The organism is Bradyrhizobium sp. (genome assembly GCF_016462955.1).
GTDB lineage: Bacteria > Pseudomonadota > Alphaproteobacteria > Rhizobiales > Xanthobacteraceae > Bradyrhizobium.
Map to the genome: position 1 here is coordinate 16,579 of NZ_JAEMSD010000002.1, position 18,487 is coordinate 35,065.

Genomic DNA, 18,487 nt, shown 5'->3' on the forward strand with positions numbered 1-18,487 from the left:
ACGCTAGGCACCAGGATCACGCCGGGGACCAGATGGTTGGTGAGATCGGCGGCGACTTCGTCAGGGCTGCAAGCTTCACCGTGGCCGGCATGGCAAAGCCAGCGTGCTATCGCGTGAATGGAATCATGGCAGGCGACGAAAACCATGCCGCGTTGCTGAAGCGTCGCGATGTTGTTGTTGCCGGGACCGTAATAGCCGGTGACGTCCTGCACATCGTCGGAGGCCGACGCCCCTGCCTTGGCGGCCACATAGGTGTTCGCACCGGCCGCGCCGCCTGTCAGCGACGCAAGCTTGTGCTTGTCCCAGGCGGGCTGGCTGAACAGCGACAGATGCGCCGAGCCGTGGACCGCGGCGACGGCGAGGAAGCCCGGGTTGCCATGGGCGAACACCTGCCCGTTCAGCGCTTCCCGCATCAAGTTGAGCCAGGGAGCGCCGATGTCGGTGGCCTCCCAGACCTGAAGCGATCGATTGCGATAGGCGAGCACCAGCTCGGCAGCCTCGTGATCCCACTGGTCCTTGCGCGTCACCATAAATGGCACGGTCTTGAAGTCACGTCGTCGCGGCGCCAGCGCCAACCGTTGCTGCAGCGCCTCGAGCTCGCGGCTGGTCGCTCGCTCGTCCCGGACCGGCGATGCTGCGGAGGCGGTGCCTGCGGTGCCCGCCAGCAACGCGACCTGTCCGAGCAGACCGAGCGTCGTTCGGCGGTTCAAGTCGGCGCGAGCTGTCGTCATGGCTTTCGTCCCTGATGCTGTCTGGAATTGGTGATGACGGAGAATTCCCTGTCTGGAACGAATCCGTCGCGGTTCGGCATCTTCACGCGCGGCAGGCTGCTGCGATCGAGGACCGCGTCGGCCGGCACGATGTCGTTGAGGTTCAGGATATAGGCGACGACGGCATAGGTGTCGTCGTCGCTGAGGGTCTGCGGGGCCGGATAGGGCATCGCGCGACGCACGTAGTCGAACAATGTCGTCGCGTATGGCCAGAAGCTGCCGACGGTCTTGACCGGATGATCGGTCGTCAGGCTGCCGCGACCGCCGGCCAGGCGATCGGCAATTCCGCCTTCGCCTTTGGCGCCGTGGCAGGCCGAGCAGTTGTCCTCGAACACCTGCCGCCCGCGGGCGACGTCGCCATGGCCGTCCGGCAGACCGGTGCCGTCCGGCGCAACGTCGATGTTCCACGCCTTGATCTCCTCGGCGGTGGCCTGCCGGCCGAACTCGGCGGCGGTAGCGGAGTCGCTGCAGCAGAGCAGGGCGGCAATGCCGAAGGCCAGCGTACTATTGAAGGACATTGCGCACCTTTCCGTCCTGGTCGATCGCCCAGGTCTGCTGCGCGTTGTAGTGAAACAGCGCATTGGTCCCGGTCCTGGCGATGAACGCCGCGCGGTCCGGCTGCACCTGCTTCTTGTCGTCGGTGGAGCGGCTCACGATTTTGGTGGGCTTGCCGTCCCAGACCCAATCGGCCTGGAAGCGGGTTTGGGCCTTCGGCAGCACGGGCCCGGCAAGCTGCGCCTCGCGCCAGGTTTTTGCGCCATCGGTACTGATCTCGACACGGTCGATACGGCCATGTCCGCTCCAGGCGAGTCCCGTGATGCGGTTGTAGCCCGGCCGGATCTGCATCATGCCCGAGGGGCTCGTGATCACCGAATTGACGTCCTGGCGGAGCTGGAATTGTCGGGCATGGCCATCGGCCTGCAGCTGGGTGTAACGCGCAGTCTCCCAGCGCGTCATGAAGGGACGATCGCCGAATTTCAGCCGCCGCAGCCATTTGATGTTGAGGTTGCCTTCGAAGCCGGGAAGAAACAGCCGCAGCGGAAATCCGTGAGCGGGCCGCAACGGCTCACCGTTCTGGCCATAGGCCAGGATACCCTCCGCGATGATTTCGTCCGTCAGCGGAATGCTGCGCGCCACGGCCGATCCGTCGCCGCCTTCCGCCAGCATCCAGGTCGAGCGCGGGTCGACGCCGATCACGTCGATCACGTAGGACAAGGGAACGCCGGTCCATTCATTGGTGCTGATCAGACCGTGCGTGTTCTGCACGGTGACGTCGGGCGACGCGGTCTTCCAGTTCTCCCACCCGTTTCCGGTGCATTCCAGGAACGCGACGCGTGACAGGGTCGGCATCGCGCGGAGGTCGTCCATGCTGAACACCAGCTGCTGCTTCACCATGCCGTGAACGAGCAGCCGGTGCTGGGCGGGATCGATATCGGGGACACCGGAATGGCTGCGCTCATAATGCAGATCTGTCGGCGTGATCGATCCGACCAGCTTGTCGATCGGCGCCTTCGAGTTGATCGCGACGCTCGGGTCAACGGGGCGCATGCCCGGGGTGGATTCGGGAATACGTGCCTGATGAACATATCTGGATCTTTCGCTGGTCGCCGACAGCGGCGCGCCCGGTCCGCGGGGCGGTACGTCCAGAAGACTGTCGGCCTTGACTGAACCGCCTGCAGCAGCCCCGGCCAGGCTGGCTGCGCCGCCGAGCAGGCCGCGGCGCGTCAACCGGCGTCCGCCGTTTTGCGCGGGTGATCTCATGTTCGAGTCCCTTTCGACAGACCTGCTTTGATCAGTTCGATCCGCCGCCGATCGCGGCAGCGATGACAGCTTCGGCGCCGCCGAGCTTGGCGGCGAGGCCGGCCGGCAGACCGTGCCGGCCCTCGAGCGCGCTGGCCGGCGTGAACACCACCAGCACCTTGCCGGCGTCTTCGCGCACCAGCACCTTCAGCGGCAGCTCCAGCGCGAAGTCCGGCGCGGCGAGCATCAAGGGCGTTCCGCCCTTGGGATTGCCGTAGATCAGAAGCACCGTCGGCGGCATGTCGAGGCCGACCGATCGTGCCGCCTTCTGCTGATCGATTGTGGCGAAGATGGTGAAGCCCTTGGCCTGCAACGCCGTCGTCAGGCGGGTGACTGTGTCCGCAAACGCATGAACGCTGGGCAGTCTGGTCATGGCGGTCATTCCGCTCTCCTTGTCCTGGGCTGCGCTGGCAGATGTCGCGACTGCGATGGCCAATGTGGTCGTCCATTGAACAAATTGCCGCCGGCTCGTCATCGCCCGTACCCTCCGCTGATGGCTGCGAGCATTCCCCAGTTCGCGCTCGACTGCGAGACACACCAAGGATTGCGGATGCGGTGCTTAGGGCTGGTGGACGCACACCAAGGTAGATGTTGTCGATCACGACGATGTCGGTCCTGATTGACCTCATCCTGAAGTCGGACAAACCCACAACTCGGTATGATCCCAGGGCGGCGCGAAGTCTGGCAAGTAGCGGCTTCCACACCGGGTTCAGGAATCCTCTCCGCAGTCCGGTGGCGAGGCCGAAAGGAATGATCATGAGCACGCAATTCGAGTCAGCTCCAAATCGCTATGTCGTCGCGAGCGATGGCGTGAAATACGCCTACCGCAGGCTCGGCGTACCCGGCAGGCGGCCGCTGATTTTCATGCAGCACTTCACCGGAACGATGGATTCGTGGGATCCGGCCGTTGTCAACGCCTTGGCACGCCATCGCACCGTCGTCATCTTCGACAATGCCGGTGTCGGTCTGTCGGGCGGGAAAACGCCGGACAACGTCGCGCAGATGACGATCGATGCCGAGGCTTTCACCGAGGCGCTCGATCTCGGCGAAGTCGATCTGCTGGGCTTCTCGCTCGGAGGCTTCGTCGCGCAGCTGATGGCCGCCCGCGGCAAGCTGCCGGTGCGCCGTATCGTGTCGGCCGGCAGCGCGCCACAAGGCGGCGAGGAGCATCTGCTCGCGGTCGTGACGGAAGCCTTCGCGCAACAGGCCCCGGATGTGCGCCTGCCGCTGTTCTTCACGCCTTCCGAGGCGAGCCAGGCGGCCGGCCGCGCCTTCGTCGCCCGCGCAGCAGCCCGAACCACGGAACGCGCCCCCGAGAGCGGCGAGAACGTCAGGACCGCGCAGGCCAAGGCCATCATCAGCTGGTGTGCCGACAAGAGCGCAACACATTCGCTCCTGAAGCGCATTGGTCAGCCGAGCCTGATCGTGCACGGCCGCGACGACACCATGTTTCCGGTCACCAACGCGTTCACCATGGTCGAACAGATGAGCGAGGCCACGCTGATCGTCTATCCGGACTCCGCGCATGGCGCGATCTTCCAATATCCGCAGATCTTTGCGTCTCACGTCGAGACGTTTCTGTCCGCCTGACCACGTCAACCTGCTCAAACATAGGATATTCTCATGGACCCGCTCGCAGCCCGGATCATCGACGCCCATGGCGACATTGCCAAATGGCGGAAGTTCAAAAGCCTCAGCGCCAAGTTGCAGCAGGGAGGTGCGCTTTGGGGCCTGAAGGGACATCCGGGAAAGCTCGACGAGACGTCGGTCACGGTGGGACTGCAGGACGAGTGGGCCTCGCACGCGCCGTTCGGTCCCGACGGCAAGATCTCTTCGTTTCGGCCGGACATGGTGCAACTGGCGGATCGCGACAGCCGTGTTCTCGAGGAGCTGAAGGACCCGCGTGCTTCGTTCGCCGGTCATACGCTGGAGACACCGTGGTCCGAGCTGCAACTCGCCTATTTCGCCGGCATCGCGATGTGGACCTATCTGAACCTGCCGTTCCTGCTGGCTCGTGACGGCGTCCAGTCGGAACGCCTGTCCGATTGGGAGGAGGGCGGAGCCACCTGGCAGCGGCTGCGCGTGACGTTCCCGCGCGAGGTTGCGACCCACAGCACGGTGCAGACCCTATACGCCGACGATCATGGCCTGCTGAAGCGTCACGACTACGACGTCGAGATCGCCGGGAATACGCCGGGAGCGCACTACATCTCCGACTATGCGGATGTACAAGGCTTCAGGATTCCGACCTCGCGCAGGATTTTTCCGCGTGGTCCGGATGGCCGCTCGCTGACCGAACCTTTGGTCGTCTCGATCGATCTGTCGCACATAAAGCTCGCCTAAGCTGCGCGGCTTGCGACATCAGAGGAGATGACAACATGTCCGACATCAAATTCCTGCAGACCAAGGCCGGCAGGCTCGCTTATCGCGTCATGGGCCCCCCCGGCGGCGTTCCCTTGTTGCTAGCCAATCGCTTTCGCGGCACGCACGACGATTGGGACCCGGCCTTCCTCGCGCTGCTTGCTCGTAGCCGGACCGTCGTCACCTTCGACAGCGCCGGGATCGGTCGCTCCGAGGGCGAGGTGCCGACCACGATTGCCGGCATGGCCGATGTGGCCGCGGCGGTCGTGGCTGCGCTTGGCTTCGAGCAGGTCGATGTTCTCGGCTGGTCGCTGGGCGGACTTGTGGCCCAGCAGACCGCGCTCGATCATCCCGCCATTGTCCGCCGCCTGATCGTCGCCGGTTCGAGCCCGGGCGGCATCGGCGATGGGCCGAAGCAGCATCCTCGTGTGCAGGAGGTCATGACGCATGCGGCGAACACGGAGGATGACTTCTTGTTTCTGTTCTTCCCGGAAACGGACACGGCGCGCGCGGCCGGCCGCGCCTATTACGCGCGCCTCAAGGCGATCACTGATCGCGGCCCTGCCGTCACGGGCCCGTCGTTCATGAATCAAATCAAGGCCTTCAGCAGTTGGTCGGGCGTGCGCGACAGATTGGCCGAACTGAAAAACCCGGTGCTAGTCGCCAACGGTCAGCACGATGTGATGATCCCGGCCTACCGCTCCTATGTCCTCGCGCAAGAAGTGGCGAACGGTAAGCTCGTTCTCTATCCCGATGCGGGCCACGCCTTCCTGTTTCAATGCGCCGACGATTTCACGGCGGAGATCGATCGTTTCCTGTCCTGAAGCCCAACGGATGATCAGCCCGGCGCCGCCGCGACCGGGCCGATCCCGTGTGATTTCAGCTGCCGGTCCCCGTGAGGAACTGCACGGTTTGCTCCGTGGTCCAAAGGCCGTTGGCTATGTAGCGGAAGTTGATGATCGCCGCCTGATAGCCATCGCCTTCCGGAATCTTCGGCGCGGCCACTGCGTCCCTGACCACCGCGACTTCAAAGCCATTTTCAAGCAGGTCGCGCAGATGGGATTCGACGCACATATTGGCGAGCATGCCGGCGAGGATGACCTGGTCGACGCGCTGCTTGCGGAGCTGCAGTGTGAGATCGTTGGCCTGGGGGCCGTAGAGCTTGTGCGGCGAGCAGATCACGGTCTTGCCGTCCTCGATATAGGGCTTGAACTCCGGCATGAAATCGGCGCCCGACTCGCGAAATCCGTCCAGCGTGTAGGGCCCGCTTCGATTGAACACGCCGGCCTCGGCCTGGAACACCTCGAGCGGACCATGCACTTTCCAGCGGTGATCCCAGCCGTAGTAATAATGCGGCGACACCGCCACCATGATGCCCGCCTGCTTGGCGGCGGCAAACAGCCGTACCAGATTGGGCACCACGTTATGCTCGGTGACGCTTTCGCCGACCGCCGCCCAAGCGCCGCCCTTCGGGCTCAGGGCGTCGATCTGCGGATCGATCACGACGAGCGCCGCCCTGGCCGCGTCGAGCCGCATGTCGGCCTTCGGCAGCAACGGACTGCGGGGATCGGCATAGGGATCGCGAGCTGGGTGAACATGATCGGCGGACATTCTGATTTCCTTTGCTGAACGGCGCTTGCGACCACTCCGGCGATCTCCGGGATCAGGGTCGGAGGGATTGAATGGGCAGCATTGAAGCCTGAGAGGGGAAAGGTGGCGCCGCCGCGGCAGCGTTGTCTGCCTGAACTTTGGTGTGGGAGGCCCATGCTCTCTTGTCGTCTGGATGACCCTTCGTTGGCCTGTGCTGTCTTGCCTGAACCGTCATGATGGCGAGGTAGCCGGGTCGGACTTGCAGGCGCGGTCGAAGCCACGCGGAGTAGAAGCAATGATCGAGTCTGCCATGGGAGCCCTTCGGCAATTGACGCGCGAGACCGCATCGAGCCTGCGCTCGCTGAGTGCGGGGGGCTACGTGCTCCTGGGAGTTCTCGGTGCGCTTCTGATCGCGGCAGCTGCCATGGCCTGGCTCGGCTGGGAGTCGGCGCCTGACACGGATGTACCCGGCGTCGGCTACGTCACGCTGGCAATCGGCGTCGGATTTTCGCTGGTCGTCGGCGCCGGGCTGATGGCGCTGGTCTTCTACAGCAGCCGCAGTGGCTATGACGAGCCCGCGCGGCTAGTCGAGCAGGCCTCGCAGGAGACGGCGCCGGACCGTGACCGCGCCTGATCTTTTACACGCGTGCGGGCAGGACCGTCAGTCCTGCGTCACGAGCCAACCATGGAGATGATGATGGCCTTCACAATCGAGATCAACGGCACGAAACGGAGCGTCGACGTCGACGGCGATACCCCTCTCCTCTGGGTGCTCCGTGATGTGCTGGGCATGACCGGCACGAAGTTCGGATGCGGCATGGCGTTGTGCGGCGCCTGTACCGTGCACCTCGACGGCAGCGCGGTCCGCTCCTGCATCACCAGCATCGACAGCATCGGGGAGTCCAGGATCACCACCATTGAGGCGATTGCCGCGACACCGAGCGGGGAGCACATTCAGAAAGCCTGGCTCGACCACCAGGTTCCGCAGTGCGGCTATTGTCAATCCGGCCAGATAATGTCGGCTGCGGCGCTTCTGAACGAGAAGTCGAAACCCAGCGACGCCGAGATCGACGATGCCATGAGCGGAAATATCTGCCGCTGCGGCACCTATGTTCGGATCCGCAACGCCATCAAGGCGGCGTCGCAGGCGCAGGGCAAGCGAGGCTGATCATGGTCAAAACATTCAGCGCGTCATCGTCCCGCTTGTCCCGCCGCCAGTTCCTCGTCAATAGCGCTGCCGCCGGGGGCAGTCTGGTTCTTGGGTTCAGCCTTCCCGTCGACGGCAGCGCCGCCGCGGCGGCCGAGACCTTCTCTCCCAATGCCTTCATTCGCGTCAGCGGGGACGGGCAGGTCACGCTGATCATGCCCTATGTTGAAATGGGGCAAGGCACCTACACCTCGATTCCGATGCTGATCGCCGAGGAACTCGAGGTCGAGCTAGGACAGATCCGGCTCGAACATGCGCCGCCCGACGAAAAGCTCTACTACAATCCGCTGCTCGGCGTTCAGGCGACCGGCAATTCGAACGCCATGCGCGGCGCCTGGAAGCCGCTGCGCGAGGCCGGCGCGGCTGCGCGCCTCATGCTGATCGAGGCGGCGGCGAAGCGCTGGGGCGTGGCCGCCTCGTCCTGCCACGCCAAGGCAGGCAAGGTCATCCATTCCAGCGGCAAGACACTCTCCTATGGCGAGCTGGTTGGCGGTGCGGCGCGGTTGACGCCGCCGAAAGCCATTTCGCTCAAGACGCCGGATCGGTTCACGCTGATCGGTACGTCTGCCAAGCGGCTTGATTTGCCGGGCAAGGTCAACGGCACGGCCCTCTTCGGCATCGACGCCCGCCCGTCGGGCCTGAAGATCGCGACGCTGGCCCAGTCGCCCGTTCCCGGCGGCCGCGTCAAACGGGTGGACGACACCGCGGCCAAGGCCATCAAGGGTGTGCGTCAGATCGTCCGGCTCGATGATGCCGTTGCCGTCGTTGCCGACCACATGGGGGCAGCGAAGAAGGGCCTCGACGCACTCAAGATCGAATGGGACGATGGCCCGCATGCGGCCTTGACCAGCGAGGAGGTCTATCGGCAGCTCGAACAGGCAGTCCAGGGCCGCGGCGCCGTCGCGCAGGACGTTGGTGACGCCGAAAAGGCTTTGGCAAGTGCGGCAGTCCGCGTGACCGCAAGCTACCGCCTGCCGTTCCTCGCCCATGCCACCATGGAGCCGATGAACTGCACCGCTCATTTTCACGACGGCGTCTGTGAGCTCTGGCTCGGCACCCAGGCGATCGCCCGTGTACAGGCGGCGGCTGCCAAGACGGCCGGCGTGCCGCTTGAGAAGGTCACCGTTCACAACAACCTCATCGGCGGAGGCTTCGGGCGCCGCCTGGAAACGGACGGCGCGGTGCGTGCGGTCCAGGTCGCGATGCAGGTCGATGGGCCGGTCAAATTGATCTGGACGCGTGAGGAGGACATCCAGCACGATTTGTATCGGCCAAGCTGGGTAGACCGGATCGAGGCCGGTCTGGATCGCGATGGAAGGCCGCTGGCCTGGATCAATCGATTCGCCGGCTCGTCCGTGGTCGCACGCTGGCTGCCGCCGGGCTTCAAGGACGGCATCGACCCGGACTCGGTGGACGGGGCCATCGACCTGAGCTACGCGATCCCCAACGTTCACGTTGAATATGCCAGGGTCGAACCTCCGGGGATTCAGACGGGATTTTGGCGGAGCGTCGGCCCCTCGCACAACGTCTTCGTCACCGAAAGCTTCGTCGACGAACTCGCCGCCGCTGCGAAGCGGGATCCGTTGGCCTATCGCCGCGACCTGCTCGCGCATAATCCGAAGACGCGCGCCGTGCTCGATCTGGCTGCAGAAAAATCCGGCTGGGGCACGCCATTGCCGCAACGATGGGGCCGAGGTGTTTCATTGCAGAAGGCGTTCGGCAGCCTGCTCGTTCAAGTTGCCGAGGTGGAAGTCGCTACGGACGGCTCCGTCCGGGTTCACCGCGTGGTTTGCGCGATGGATTGCGGCACCGTCATCAATCCCGATACCGTCGAAGCTCAGATCCAGAGCGGGGTCATGTTCGGCGTAACCGCCGCGCTATACGGCGAAATCACGCTGAAGAATGGGCGGGTCGAGCAGGGAAACTTCGACACCTATCAGATGTTGCGTATCAACGAAGCTCCCGCGATCGAGGTCCACCTCGTGAGCAGCACGGAGCCGCCCGGAGGCATGGGTGAGGCCGGAACGTCCGGAATTGTTCCTGCTATCGCAAATGCCGTCTTTGCTGCGACCGGCAAACGCTTGCGACAGTTACCGATCGATCCCGCTCTCCTGAAAACCTGATGTGGCGAGCGTTACAGAAAGGAAGTTGAACGATGATCCGAAAAGCACCAATCCGAAAGAGCTGATCGCCGCCGCACATGCAGGCTGCTTCACCATGGCTCAGGCGTTCGGTCTTCAACTGGCGGGCTTCACGCCGGAAGAGCTCTCCACCGAAGCGGCTGTGACTTTGGAACCCGAGGGCAAGGGATTCAAGATCAACAAATCGGCCCTGACCCTGCGCGCCAAGGTGCCGAATCTCGATGAAGCAGGTTTTGCACGCATCGCCGGCGAGGCCGAGAAGAATTGTCCGGTCTCGAAAGCGCTGAATGCGGCGATTACGCTCGATGCCAAGCTGATCTAGATGCTGACGCAAGCGTAATAGGACGAGCTATTGTGGGCGCTTCGCAAATGCCGTCCCAACACCGCAGCTTGCTCCTCCAGCACATGAGGAGTCTTGGTACATCAATTGACAGAACCTAAGGTTCGACCGAACGGACTAGCGCCTTCATAAATCCGGCGAGGTCGTGGTTGTTGCCGCGATACTGTTGAGGGCGATAGTGGGCGTGTGACGCCAAAGCAGACCCGCTTGCTACTGATAAGCATTGGTCGCGGTCGTGTCCCATCCGGCGGTGTAGCTGGAGCAAAGCCGCTCGCGAAGCGCGCCCTCATATAGCGCCGCAGCGAGCGAGCGGCTTTGCGGGTGGTCACAGATGATTCGTCGGTAGGGTTTGGATTGCGACAGCCAACCTGATTCGAGGAACCACCGATGACCGACGACATGATGAACCTGCGCGCGCTCGTGGAGAAGACCCCCGACGCCGATCTGTTGCGCGAGATGATCGGCTTTGCCGCCCACCCGCTGATGGAGCTGGAGGTCGAAGGCCTGACCGGGGCCGCCGATGGCGAGAAGAGCCAGGGGCGGCAGGTCCAGCGAACGGCTACCGCGATCGGAGCTGGGAGACGCGGGCCGGGACCATCGAGCTGCGCATTCCCAAGCTGCGCAAGGGCTCCTACTTCCCCGGCTTCCTGGAGCCGGGGCGGATGGCCGAGAAGGCGCTCACCGCAGTGGTGCAGGAGGCCTATGTGCAGGGCGTCTCGACCCGCTCGGTGGACGATCTGGTGCAGGCGATGGGCATGAGCGGCAACTCCAAGAGCCAGGTGTCGCGGCTGTGCGGTGAGATCGACGACAAGGTGAAGGCCTTCCTCAACCGCCCGATCGAGGGCGATTGGCCCTACCTGTGGATCGACGCCACCTATGTGAAGGTGCGCCAGAACGGGCGCATAGTCTCGGTCGCGGTGATCATGGCGGTCGGTGTCAATAGCGACGGCCGGCGCGAGGTCCTCGGCATGGATATCGGCCCCTCGGAGGCCGAGATGTTCTGGACCGCATTCCTGCGCAAGCTGGGTCGCAGCCTTCTTAGTTTACATTTCAGCTGTAACCCATTGATCGATATAGGTACTTCGCAACGGATTTTTACACCTAAGTGCCTCAGATTACTTATAAAACATCAGACTCTTAATCAGCGGGTCCCAGGTTCGAGCCCTGGTGCGCCCACCACCCCAGGATATTGGCCCGCAAGGGGCTTTTTTAAATTCCTGGGCAGAACAAACCGGGGCTCGTGCGACGTTTCAATGGTCGCACGCCGTGCGACGAGTCGGATAATGGGGACCGAAGCTCGTCCACACTTTAGCACGAGGCTCACCGGTCTGCGTTTCAGGTCTTCATGCCTTCCTTCCGCGCACCTGCAATTCAAGCCTGTCGATACGGAATCGGCGCGAGCCGCGTTGCGGGCGCTGTAGTGCTTCACGATGGTATGCGCGCTTCGGTATGAATGTCCAGTGCTGTCGCAGATCGTTAGCAAGCCTCGCTACTCTCGGCTTATTAAGCGAAAGTCCTGGCGAAGCAAAAGAACTATAAAGAAGCATTCCTCGCCGCGCGTAGGGAATTCGGCTTCTTTGGAGTACGAACAGATGCCCCGCGTTTAACGCGTCGGACATTTGTCGCCGCCTTCGGGGATTCAAGATAGATGCGAAACTGATGCGGCGAGCCAACCCTCGCATCATCGGGGCGCAGCGGACATCCACGATGAAAGCTCGCGCGACGTGCTCGTTCAAAAGTTCGGTGCCTCGATCTCACCGGTGCGGTAGCACGCCGCAAAATGATCGGGACCCGCAATTTCAAGGAGCGGCAGTTCATCCCGGCACTTATCGATCGCGAACGGGCAACGCTGGGCAAAACGACACCCTGGCGGCGGATCGACCGGGCTGGGCGGGTCGCCGTTGACGAGATAGCGTTGCTTGAGCCGGTCGCGCAGCGCACCGGGCGGCGCCGCCGCCGCGATCAGTGACCAGCTATAGGGGTGGCGCGGCGCCGAGAATAGCACGCACCGGAGCCGGCGCCTGCTCGACGATCTTGCCGAGATACATCACCGCAATGTCGTCGCAGAAGTGCTGGATGACGCCAAGATCGTGCGAGATGAAGATGTAAGTGAGGCCGCGTTCGCGCTGTAGCTTCTTCAGCAGGTTCAGGATCTGTGCCTGGATCGCGACGTCGAGCGCGGAGACGGCTTCGTCGCAGACGATCAAATCGGGCTCAGGCGCCATCGCGCGTGCGATGCACAGGCGCTGGCGCTGACCGCCGGAGAATTGATGCGGGAACAGGTCGGCAGCCTGCGGCGGCAGTCCGACTTCTTCGAGCAATTGCCGCACGCGGGCTTCGCGCTCCTTCGGGGAGCCGATGTTCAGGAGATCGAGAGGTTCGCGGATCAGCTCGCCGGCACGGCGGCGCGGGTCCAGTGCCGAGAACGGATCCTGGAACACAATCTGGAATTTGCTGCGCGCCAGCCGTAGCCGCTCTCCACGGAAGTCGGCGATATTCTCACCGTCGAATACGATCTGGCCGGATGTCGCAGGGATCAGGCGTATCACCGCTTGCGCGGTGGTGGATTTGCCGGAGCCGCTCTCGCCGACGATGCCGAACGTCGTTCCGCGGCGGACACGGAAGCTCACCCCATCGACCGCATGAACTTTGGAAGGCGGGCCGAGTATGCCGCGGCGCCCAGCCGGGAAATGCACGACGAGATCGTTGACATCGAGCAGCACATCGGTCCGATCCTCTGCGGGGCGTGTAAGTGCGGGAAGGCCGCCGCTCATGGCGCGATCTCCCGATGACGCCAGCACGAGACGGCCGCGTGGGCTTCGACGCTCTCGAGCGGCGGCTGTGGCTGCGTGCGGCAGACATCACCGGCAGAGGCGCACCGTGGCAGGAAGGCGCAGTCAGGGCCGCGCGCGCCTAGCGGCGGCACCATGCCGGGAATTTCCTCGAGCTCCAGTTGCGTGTTGCGCGTGGCGGGGCCGAGCTGCAGATGCGGCACGCAGGCCATCAAACCGCGCGTATAGGGATGCCGCGCATGAGAGATCACCTCATGCGATGTACCCTTCTCGATACAGCGGCCGGCATAGAGGACGGCCACATCGTCGGCGAGTTCTGCGACGGCGCCAAGGTCGTGGGTGATGAGCACAATGGAGGTCTCGGTTTCGTCCTGCAACTGGCTCAGCAGATCGAAGATCTGCGCCTGCACGGTGACATCGAGTGCGGTGGTCGGCTCGTCGGCAATCAGAAGCTTCGGTCGGCAGGCCAGCGCCATTGCGATCATGACGCGTTGCCGCATGCCGCCGGAAAGCTGATGCGGATAGGCATGTACGCGCTTCTCAGCCGCAGGAATCTGCACTGCCCTGAGAAAGTTGATCGCCTGCTCGGTGGCGTCGCGGCGGCCGAGCTTGCGGTGCTGCCGCAGCACTTCGCCGATCTGGTCCCCCACGGTGTAGAGCGGGTTCAGCGCGGTCATCGGCTCCTGGAAGATCATCGACATCTTGTTGCCGCGCAGCCCGCGCAATTGCGCGGGCGTGGCTGCCAGCACGTCGCCGCCGTCCAGCATGATGCTACCCGACGTCACGATGAAATCCTCGGGCAGCAGGCGCATGATGGCCAGAGCGGTCATGCTCTTGCCGCAGCCGGATTCGCCGACCAGCGCCATGGTCTTGCCCTCTGCCACGTCGAACGACAGGTTCTCCAGCACGGGCACGAAACCGTTGCTGCCTCTCATCGAGACGCTGAGGTTTTGCACGGAGAGGACAGGTGGCAGAACAGAGGGCATGGCTCAGCCTCGCTTCCGCAAGCGCGGATTGATGGCATCGTTGATCCCGTCGCCGATCAGGCTGATAGCGAGCACCGCGACGAAGATGGCCGCGCCAGGAAAGATTACCGTCCACCAGCCGTCGAGCACGTAGTTGCGGTTCTGGCCGATCATCAGGCCCCAGCTCATGGTGTTGGGGTCGCCGAGACCGAGAAAGCTCAGGCCGCCCTCGAACAGGATGGCGACGCCGATGGCCATGGTCGCCGAGACGATGATCGGAGGCAGTGCGTTTGGCAAAACGACGCGCAAGATCAGATGGCCGTTGCCGGCACCGGCGGCGCGCGAGGCCTTGACGAAATCGAGATTGCGCAATCGCAGGAACTCCGCGCGCGTCAGCCGTGCCGCGGTAGGCCAGCTGACGACGCCGATGGCGATGGTGACGGTCGTCAACGTCTGGCCGAACAACGTCACCAACACCATGGCGAAAAGCAGCGGCGGAAGAATCTGGAAGAACTCGGTGATCTTGACCAGCGCGGTATCGATGACCCCGCCGAAGAATCCCGACAGAGAGCCGATAGTCACGCCGATCGCGATCGTGATGATCGCAGCGACACCGCCCACGGTCAGGGTCGCGCGGCCGCCATGGATCAACCCCGCCAGAATATCACGGCCAAGATAGTCGGTGCCCAACCAGGCATCCTCGCCGGGTGGCGTGAAGGGCGCATCGACGAGATCGAGCGGATCTATGCCGTAGAAATGCGGGCCGAAAACGGTCGTCAGGACGAGGATCAGCAGAACCGCAGCGCCGGCCACGCCGGACGGGCTGCGGCAAAACTGGCGCAATGCCACCAGCGTCGGGGAGATCGCCGGACGTGACGGCAGTGTGGATGCATCGCGCGGGAGGGCGGGCGTGTCGATCGATGTCATCGGGCCCCTGATCGGATGCGCGGGTCGATCAGGCGGTAGACCAGATCGGTAACGATATTGGCAGCCATCACCAGCACGGCGGAGAAGAACAGAACGGCCAGCAGCGTCGGATAATCGCGGCGCAGAATGGAATCGAAGACCAGCCGGCCCATGCCGGGCCAGCTGAATACCGTTTCGACGAGTACCGCGCCGGCGAACAGATGGCCGAATTGCAGACCGGCCACGGTCACGATCGGGATCAGCGTGTTGCGCAGCGCATGTTTGCCGATGACGATGGTTTCCGGCAGGCCCTTGGCACGGGCAGTGCGGACATAGTCTGCAGTCAGCGCATCGATCATGTTGACGCGCGCCAGACGGCTGTATTGGGCGATGAAGACGAGCGCGAGGGTGGTCGATGGCAAAATGAGGTGCTGGATGATGTCCAGCACATGCGCGAAGCCGGTCTTGGGACGGACGACATCGATCATGCCCGACACCGGGAGGATCGGCCAGACCGAGCCGAACAGCAGCAGCAGCATCAATCCGGTCCAGAACACCGGTGCAGCATAGCCCGCCAGCGCAATGACCGTCACGCCCTGGCTGAACAGCCCGTTCGGCTTACGTGCGCTGACGACGCCAAGCAGCGTGCCGATGACGACGGACATCACCAGTGCGGCGATCACCAGGTACAGCGTCGCAGGGATACGCTGCAAGATCAGACTGACGACGGGTTCGTTGAAATAGTAGGAAAAGCCGAAGTCGCCGGTGACGACTTTCGACATGTAGGTGAACAACTGCTCGAACAGGCTTTTGTCGAGGCCGTATTTGATGCGCAGGGCAGCGATCACGTCGGCTGATGCGCCGCCCATCTCGCCGGCGATTACCATTGCGGGATCGCCTGGCGCGGCATGGATCAGGCAGAAGTTGAGAACCAGCACGGCAAACAGCAGGCCAATCGCATTGGCCAGCTGTCGCACGATGTGCAGGAGAAGGTTCATGATTGAGCTGCCCGAGGCGGAGACACGGGCCGATCAGGTCCGCGGCGGGGTTGCCCAATACAGTTCGTCAAGCGGCGACATGATGCCCCAGATCGTGGTCGGCAGTCCGCCCAGTCCCTTGGAGAAGACGTTGCGGTAGGGCGTCGAGTTGATGAAGTGGATCGGCGCGTCGGAGACCACAATCTTCTGGAACTCAGAATAGAGCGCCTTGCGCTTCTCCGCGGAGGTTTCCTGCCCTGCAGCGGCCAGCAGTTCGTCGACCCTCGGATTGCTGTATTGCTGCGTGTTCGACCAGATGATGCCTTTGCGGATATTGCTGGTCAAATAGGTACGGTCGACGCCGATCACCGGGTCGCCCCAGTTGAAAACGGTGTCCATGGTCAGGTCGAAGTCGAAGCTCGATACGCGCTGCGCCCAGGTCGGAAAGTCCGAGGCCGCGCGAACGTCGAGATTGATGCCGACTTTCTTGAGCTGCGAACGCAGATATTCCGCGATATTGCGCTGTTGTTCGTCATTGCCCGGGATGTAGTCGATGGTGAGCGCCATCCGCGATCCGTCCGCCTTCTTCGGATAGCCGGCGTCGTCGAGCAGCTTCTGCGATTTGGCGAGGTCGAGCTTGTACATTTCGACGCCGGGCTCATCCAGCGGCGAGCCCGGTGCGATCGGGCTGGTCGCCGCTGCCGCCTTGCCGCCCATCAGCTTGCTGATGATGAAGTCGCGGTTGGTGGCGAAGGCGATCGCCTGACGGACACGAACGTCGTCGAGCGGCTTCTTCTTGGTGTTGAAGGCCAGCCAGTTGATCGGGCCGATGCCTGCGAAGCCTTTCTCGGTGACGAGGACATTCGGCATTTTCTCGAGGCGTTCGATATCGCGGACGGCGGAGATCAAGGGCAGGGCGTTCACGTCGCCGCGCTCCAATGAGACCAGCATGGCGTTGGGGTCGGAGATCAGCTTGACCACGATCTTGTCGAGTTTCGGCCGGCCGGGAATGAAGAACTTGTCGAATTTCTCCAGCGTGTAGAACTCACCCTGCTTGTATTCTGTCAGGCGGAAAGGTCCGGAGCCGATCGGCTTGAGATTCGCCGGATGGCTCTTCACGTCCTGGCCGTCGCCATAGATGTGCTTGGGCAGGATCGGCATCAGCGCCGGCGACATCGCCAGCAATAGGGCGGGATGCGGATGCTTGAGCTGGATCACGGCAGTATACGGATCCGGCGTGTCCACCTTGTCGACGGCGGCAAGCATCGTCTGGAACGGATGGTTCGCCTTGATGGTCATGATCGAGAAGGCGACGTCTTCCGATGTGACCGGCTTGCCGTCGTGAAAGACGGCGTTCTTCACCAGTTTCAGCGTGACCGACTTGCCGTCTGCCGAAATCTCCCACGATTCCGCCAGATAGGGCTGCGGCTTCCAGTTCTCGTCATAGCGTAGCGGGCTTGCGAAGATCTGCGTGCTAGGCACCGCCGTGGCGACGCCGGATTGAACGGCGCCGTTGAAATGCCGCGGCACCTGCGAGGAGCCGATCACCACGGTGCCATCGGCTGAGGCCGGTGCCAGATGCGCGCCTGACACTGAAAGGGCGACGGCAAGTCCAAGAACGCATTTCTGGACGGGCGTCCTGAAAGACCACGTTCGCGAAGACCAAATCGGAGACATCGGCTTTGTCCTTCCTTCATTGAGTGAGATTGTGCGGCGATTGACGTCCGCCGTTGTCGTTCGTGACGAGGATCGATGGCGCGTCGCTCGCGGATGCGATGGCGAGGTCGAGCACGGCGTCTAGGTCGGGCGTGTCCGGCAGGTCATCGGTTCCGATACCGACGAGTTGGATGCCGCCTTGTCCGGACATTCCGCCGGAATCCGCTGGTGTCAGCGACCAGTCCTGCCCGACCATTTGCAGCAGCGAGGCACGTGGCTCGCCTGCCAGACGGCAGTGACCTTTGAGACGGAGAAGCTGGGGCGGCAACTGCTGCAGCATGGTTTCGAGCCTGCGTCGATCGAAGGTGCCGCTGCGGCTGTAGGACCATCGCCGAAACTGGCGCTCGTGATCGGCGGCATCCAGAGCTTCGGTTGCCCTGAAGCGGGAGATGGTTTTCTGCGCGCCGGCCGGAAGATCTGGCATCGTATGTTCGGACGTTTCGATGATGCGCAGCCCGTCGCGCAGTGCGGCGACGGCCTTATGTGCGGCGCGGGCACCGGCGCGGTCCAGCAGATCGATCTTGTTGAGCAAGACGAGATCTGCGCGTTCGAACTGGCTCCGAACGGTATCGCCGACGCGCGGATCTGCCAGCAACGTCGCGATGCGCGTTGCGTCGGCCAGCACGACGACCGCATTGAGCCGCAGGCCCGGTTCGACAAGCGCGATCTCGGCGATGCGCCAGGGATCGCCGACGCCGCTGGCCTCGATGACGATATGGTCGAACGGAATCCTGTCGTCCAGGATCTTGCCGAGCATGTCGATGAAGCCGCTGCCGACGCTGCAGCAGACGCAGCCGTTGGTCAGGGTCATCGTGGTGCCGTCATGATGTGCGATCAGATCGGCATCGATATTCCCGGCGCCGAAATCGTTGACGAGGACCGCATAGCGTGTTCCCCCGGTGCGCAGGAGATGGTTGAGGAA

General features: G+C 63.3%; 17 protein-coding genes and 3 pseudogenes. 8 read left to right on the forward strand and 12 right to left on the reverse strand.

Features of this window, described 5'->3' with window-relative positions; translation table 11 throughout:
• The 4 genes from JHD07_RS00425 to JHD07_RS00440 all read right to left on the reverse strand — a co-directional run.
• Positions 1–731 (reverse strand): transcriptional initiation protein Tat (locus tag JHD07_RS00425; protein WP_291617853.1); only part of this gene is annotated, 731 nt, incomplete at its 3' end.
• Positions 728–1,288, reverse strand: a complete 561-nt coding sequence (locus JHD07_RS00430) for a c-type cytochrome (RefSeq protein ID WP_291617854.1) — start codon at positions 1,286–1,288, stop codon at positions 728–730. The genes JHD07_RS00430 and JHD07_RS00425, both read right to left, overlap by 4 nt.
• The gene (gene soxC / locus JHD07_RS00435) at positions 1,275–2,531 is read right to left on the reverse strand and encodes a sulfite dehydrogenase (RefSeq protein ID WP_291617855.1); all 1,257 of its coding nucleotides are present in this window, start codon (positions 2,529–2,531) and stop codon (positions 1,275–1,277) included. Before soxC ends, JHD07_RS00430 begins: the two co-directional genes overlap by 14 nt.
• Before the next feature lie 31 nt (positions 2,532–2,562).
• Positions 2,563–2,952 carry a DUF302 domain-containing protein gene (locus JHD07_RS00440; protein WP_291617856.1) on the reverse strand — a complete coding sequence of 130 codons (390 nt, stop codon included), beginning with the start codon at positions 2,950–2,952 and terminating at the stop codon, positions 2,563–2,565.
• Positions 2,953–3,326: 374 nt separating this feature from the next.
• Between JHD07_RS00440 and JHD07_RS00445 the strand changes: the two genes are divergently transcribed.
• From JHD07_RS00445 to JHD07_RS00455, 3 genes are all read left to right on the forward strand, one after another.
• Complete coding sequence (locus tag JHD07_RS00445; RefSeq protein ID WP_291617857.1) at positions 3,327–4,160, forward strand: alpha/beta hydrolase; 834 nt, start codon at positions 3,327–3,329, stop codon at positions 4,158–4,160.
• A gap of 33 nt (positions 4,161–4,193) precedes the next feature.
• A complete protein-coding gene (locus JHD07_RS00450) occupies positions 4,194–4,913 on the forward strand; it encodes a hypothetical protein (protein WP_291617858.1) in 720 nt (239 codons plus the stop codon).
• Between the two features lie 89 nt (positions 4,914–5,002).
• Complete coding sequence (locus tag JHD07_RS00455; protein WP_291617860.1) at positions 5,003–5,755, forward strand: alpha/beta hydrolase; 753 nt, start codon at positions 5,003–5,005, stop codon at positions 5,753–5,755.
• 55 nt (positions 5,756–5,810) lie between these two features.
• Here JHD07_RS00455 and JHD07_RS00460 read toward each other — a convergent pair whose 3' ends face one another.
• Complete coding sequence (locus JHD07_RS00460) at positions 5,811–6,542, reverse strand: isochorismatase family cysteine hydrolase (RefSeq protein ID WP_291617862.1); 732 nt, start codon at positions 6,540–6,542, stop codon at positions 5,811–5,813.
• A gap of 274 nt (positions 6,543–6,816) precedes the next feature.
• On the opposite strand from JHD07_RS00460, the gene JHD07_RS00465 reads away from it, so the two are divergent.
• The 4 genes and pseudogenes from JHD07_RS00465 to JHD07_RS00480 form a co-directional block, all read left to right on the forward strand.
• Positions 6,817–7,155, forward strand: coding sequence for a hypothetical protein (locus JHD07_RS00465; RefSeq protein ID WP_244620975.1), 339 nt, complete (start codon positions 6,817–6,819; stop codon positions 7,153–7,155).
• Positions 7,156–7,218: 63 nt separating this feature from the next.
• On the forward strand, positions 7,219–7,689 hold the full coding sequence (locus JHD07_RS00470) for a (2Fe-2S)-binding protein (protein ID WP_074447922.1): 471 nt from the start codon (positions 7,219–7,221) through the stop codon (positions 7,687–7,689).
• Positions 7,690–7,691: 2 nt separating this feature from the next.
• A complete protein-coding gene (locus JHD07_RS00475; RefSeq protein WP_291617867.1) occupies positions 7,692–9,851 on the forward strand; it encodes a xanthine dehydrogenase family protein molybdopterin-binding subunit in 2,160 nt (719 codons plus the stop codon).
• A 31-nt stretch (positions 9,852–9,882) separates the two neighbouring features.
• Positions 9,883–10,191 (forward strand): annotated as a pseudogene (locus JHD07_RS00480) (OsmC family peroxiredoxin); the annotation flags it as partial.
• A 228-nt stretch (positions 10,192–10,419) separates the two neighbouring features.
• Here JHD07_RS00480 and JHD07_RS00485 read toward each other — a convergent pair.
• Positions 10,420–10,686 carry a hypothetical protein gene (locus JHD07_RS00485; RefSeq protein WP_291617931.1) on the reverse strand — a complete coding sequence of 89 codons (267 nt, stop codon included), beginning with the start codon at positions 10,684–10,686 and terminating at the stop codon, positions 10,420–10,422.
• On the opposite strand from JHD07_RS00485, the pseudogene JHD07_RS00490 reads away from it, so the two are divergent.
• Positions 10,597–11,234, forward strand: a pseudogene (locus JHD07_RS00490) (transposase); the annotation flags it as partial. The gene JHD07_RS00485 and the pseudogene JHD07_RS00490 sit on opposite strands and share 90 nt — an antisense overlap.
• Before the next feature lie 707 nt (positions 11,235–11,941).
• On the opposite strand, the pseudogene JHD07_RS00495 reads toward JHD07_RS00490, so the two are convergent.
• The 6 genes and pseudogenes from JHD07_RS00495 to JHD07_RS00520 all read right to left on the reverse strand — a co-directional run.
• Positions 11,942–12,983, reverse strand: a pseudogene (locus tag JHD07_RS00495) (ABC transporter ATP-binding protein).
• Entirely contained in the window at positions 12,980–13,975 is a 996-nt protein-coding gene (locus JHD07_RS00500) for an ABC transporter ATP-binding protein (RefSeq protein WP_291617924.1), read from the reverse strand. Before JHD07_RS00500 ends, JHD07_RS00495 begins: the two are co-directional and overlap by 4 nt.
• A 15-nt stretch (positions 13,976–13,990) precedes the next feature.
• Positions 13,991–14,893 carry an ABC transporter permease gene (locus tag JHD07_RS00505; protein WP_291617869.1) on the reverse strand — a complete coding sequence of 301 codons (903 nt, stop codon included), beginning with the start codon at positions 14,891–14,893 and terminating at the stop codon, positions 13,991–13,993.
• Positions 14,890–15,870, reverse strand: coding sequence for an ABC transporter permease (locus tag JHD07_RS00510; protein ID WP_291617871.1), 981 nt, complete (start codon positions 15,868–15,870; stop codon positions 14,890–14,892). Before JHD07_RS00510 ends, JHD07_RS00505 begins: the two co-directional genes overlap by 4 nt.
• A gap of 33 nt (positions 15,871–15,903) precedes the next feature.
• Positions 15,904–17,442 (reverse strand): ABC transporter substrate-binding protein, encoded by a 1,539-nt coding sequence (locus tag JHD07_RS00515; protein WP_291617873.1) that lies wholly within the window; start codon positions 17,440–17,442, stop codon positions 15,904–15,906.
• A 100-nt stretch (positions 17,443–17,542) separates the two neighbouring features.
• Positions 17,543–18,487 (reverse strand): GTP-binding protein (locus JHD07_RS00520; protein ID WP_291617875.1); only part of this gene is annotated, 945 nt, incomplete at its 5' end.

Excerpts from the sequence above, each read along its gene's own strand:
- JHD07_RS00430 (WP_291617854.1), bottom strand. The coding sequence starts at position 1,288 with ATGTCCTTCAATAGTACGCTGGCCTTCGGCATTGCCGCCCTGCTCTGC.
- soxC (WP_291617855.1), bottom strand. The coding sequence starts at position 2,531 with ATGAGATCACCCGCGCAAAACGGCGGACGCCGGTTGACGCGCCGCGGC.
- JHD07_RS00450 (WP_291617858.1), top strand. The coding sequence starts at position 4,194 with ATGGACCCGCTCGCAGCCCGGATCATCGACGCCCATGGCGACATTGCC.
- JHD07_RS00510 (WP_291617871.1), bottom strand. The coding sequence starts at position 15,870 with ATGAACCTTCTCCTGCACATCGTGCGACAGCTGGCCAATGCGATTGGC.
- JHD07_RS00460 (WP_291617862.1), bottom strand. The coding sequence starts at position 6,542 with ATGTCCGCCGATCATGTTCACCCAGCTCGCGATCCCTATGCCGATCCC.
- JHD07_RS00455 (WP_291617860.1), top strand. The coding sequence starts at position 5,003 with ATGGGCCCCCCCGGCGGCGTTCCCTTGTTGCTAGCCAATCGCTTTCGC.
- JHD07_RS00440 (WP_291617856.1), bottom strand. The coding sequence starts at position 2,952 with ATGACCGCCATGACCAGACTGCCCAGCGTTCATGCGTTTGCGGACACA.
- JHD07_RS00445 (WP_291617857.1), top strand. The coding sequence starts at position 3,327 with ATGAGCACGCAATTCGAGTCAGCTCCAAATCGCTATGTCGTCGCGAGC.
- JHD07_RS00475 (WP_291617867.1), top strand. The coding sequence starts at position 7,692 with ATGGTCAAAACATTCAGCGCGTCATCGTCCCGCTTGTCCCGCCGCCAG.
- JHD07_RS00465 (WP_244620975.1), top strand. The coding sequence starts at position 6,817 with ATGATCGAGTCTGCCATGGGAGCCCTTCGGCAATTGACGCGCGAGACC.
- JHD07_RS00470 (WP_074447922.1), top strand. The coding sequence starts at position 7,219 with ATGGCCTTCACAATCGAGATCAACGGCACGAAACGGAGCGTCGACGTC.
- JHD07_RS00505 (WP_291617869.1), bottom strand. The coding sequence starts at position 14,893 with ATGACATCGATCGACACGCCCGCCCTCCCGCGCGATGCATCCACACTG.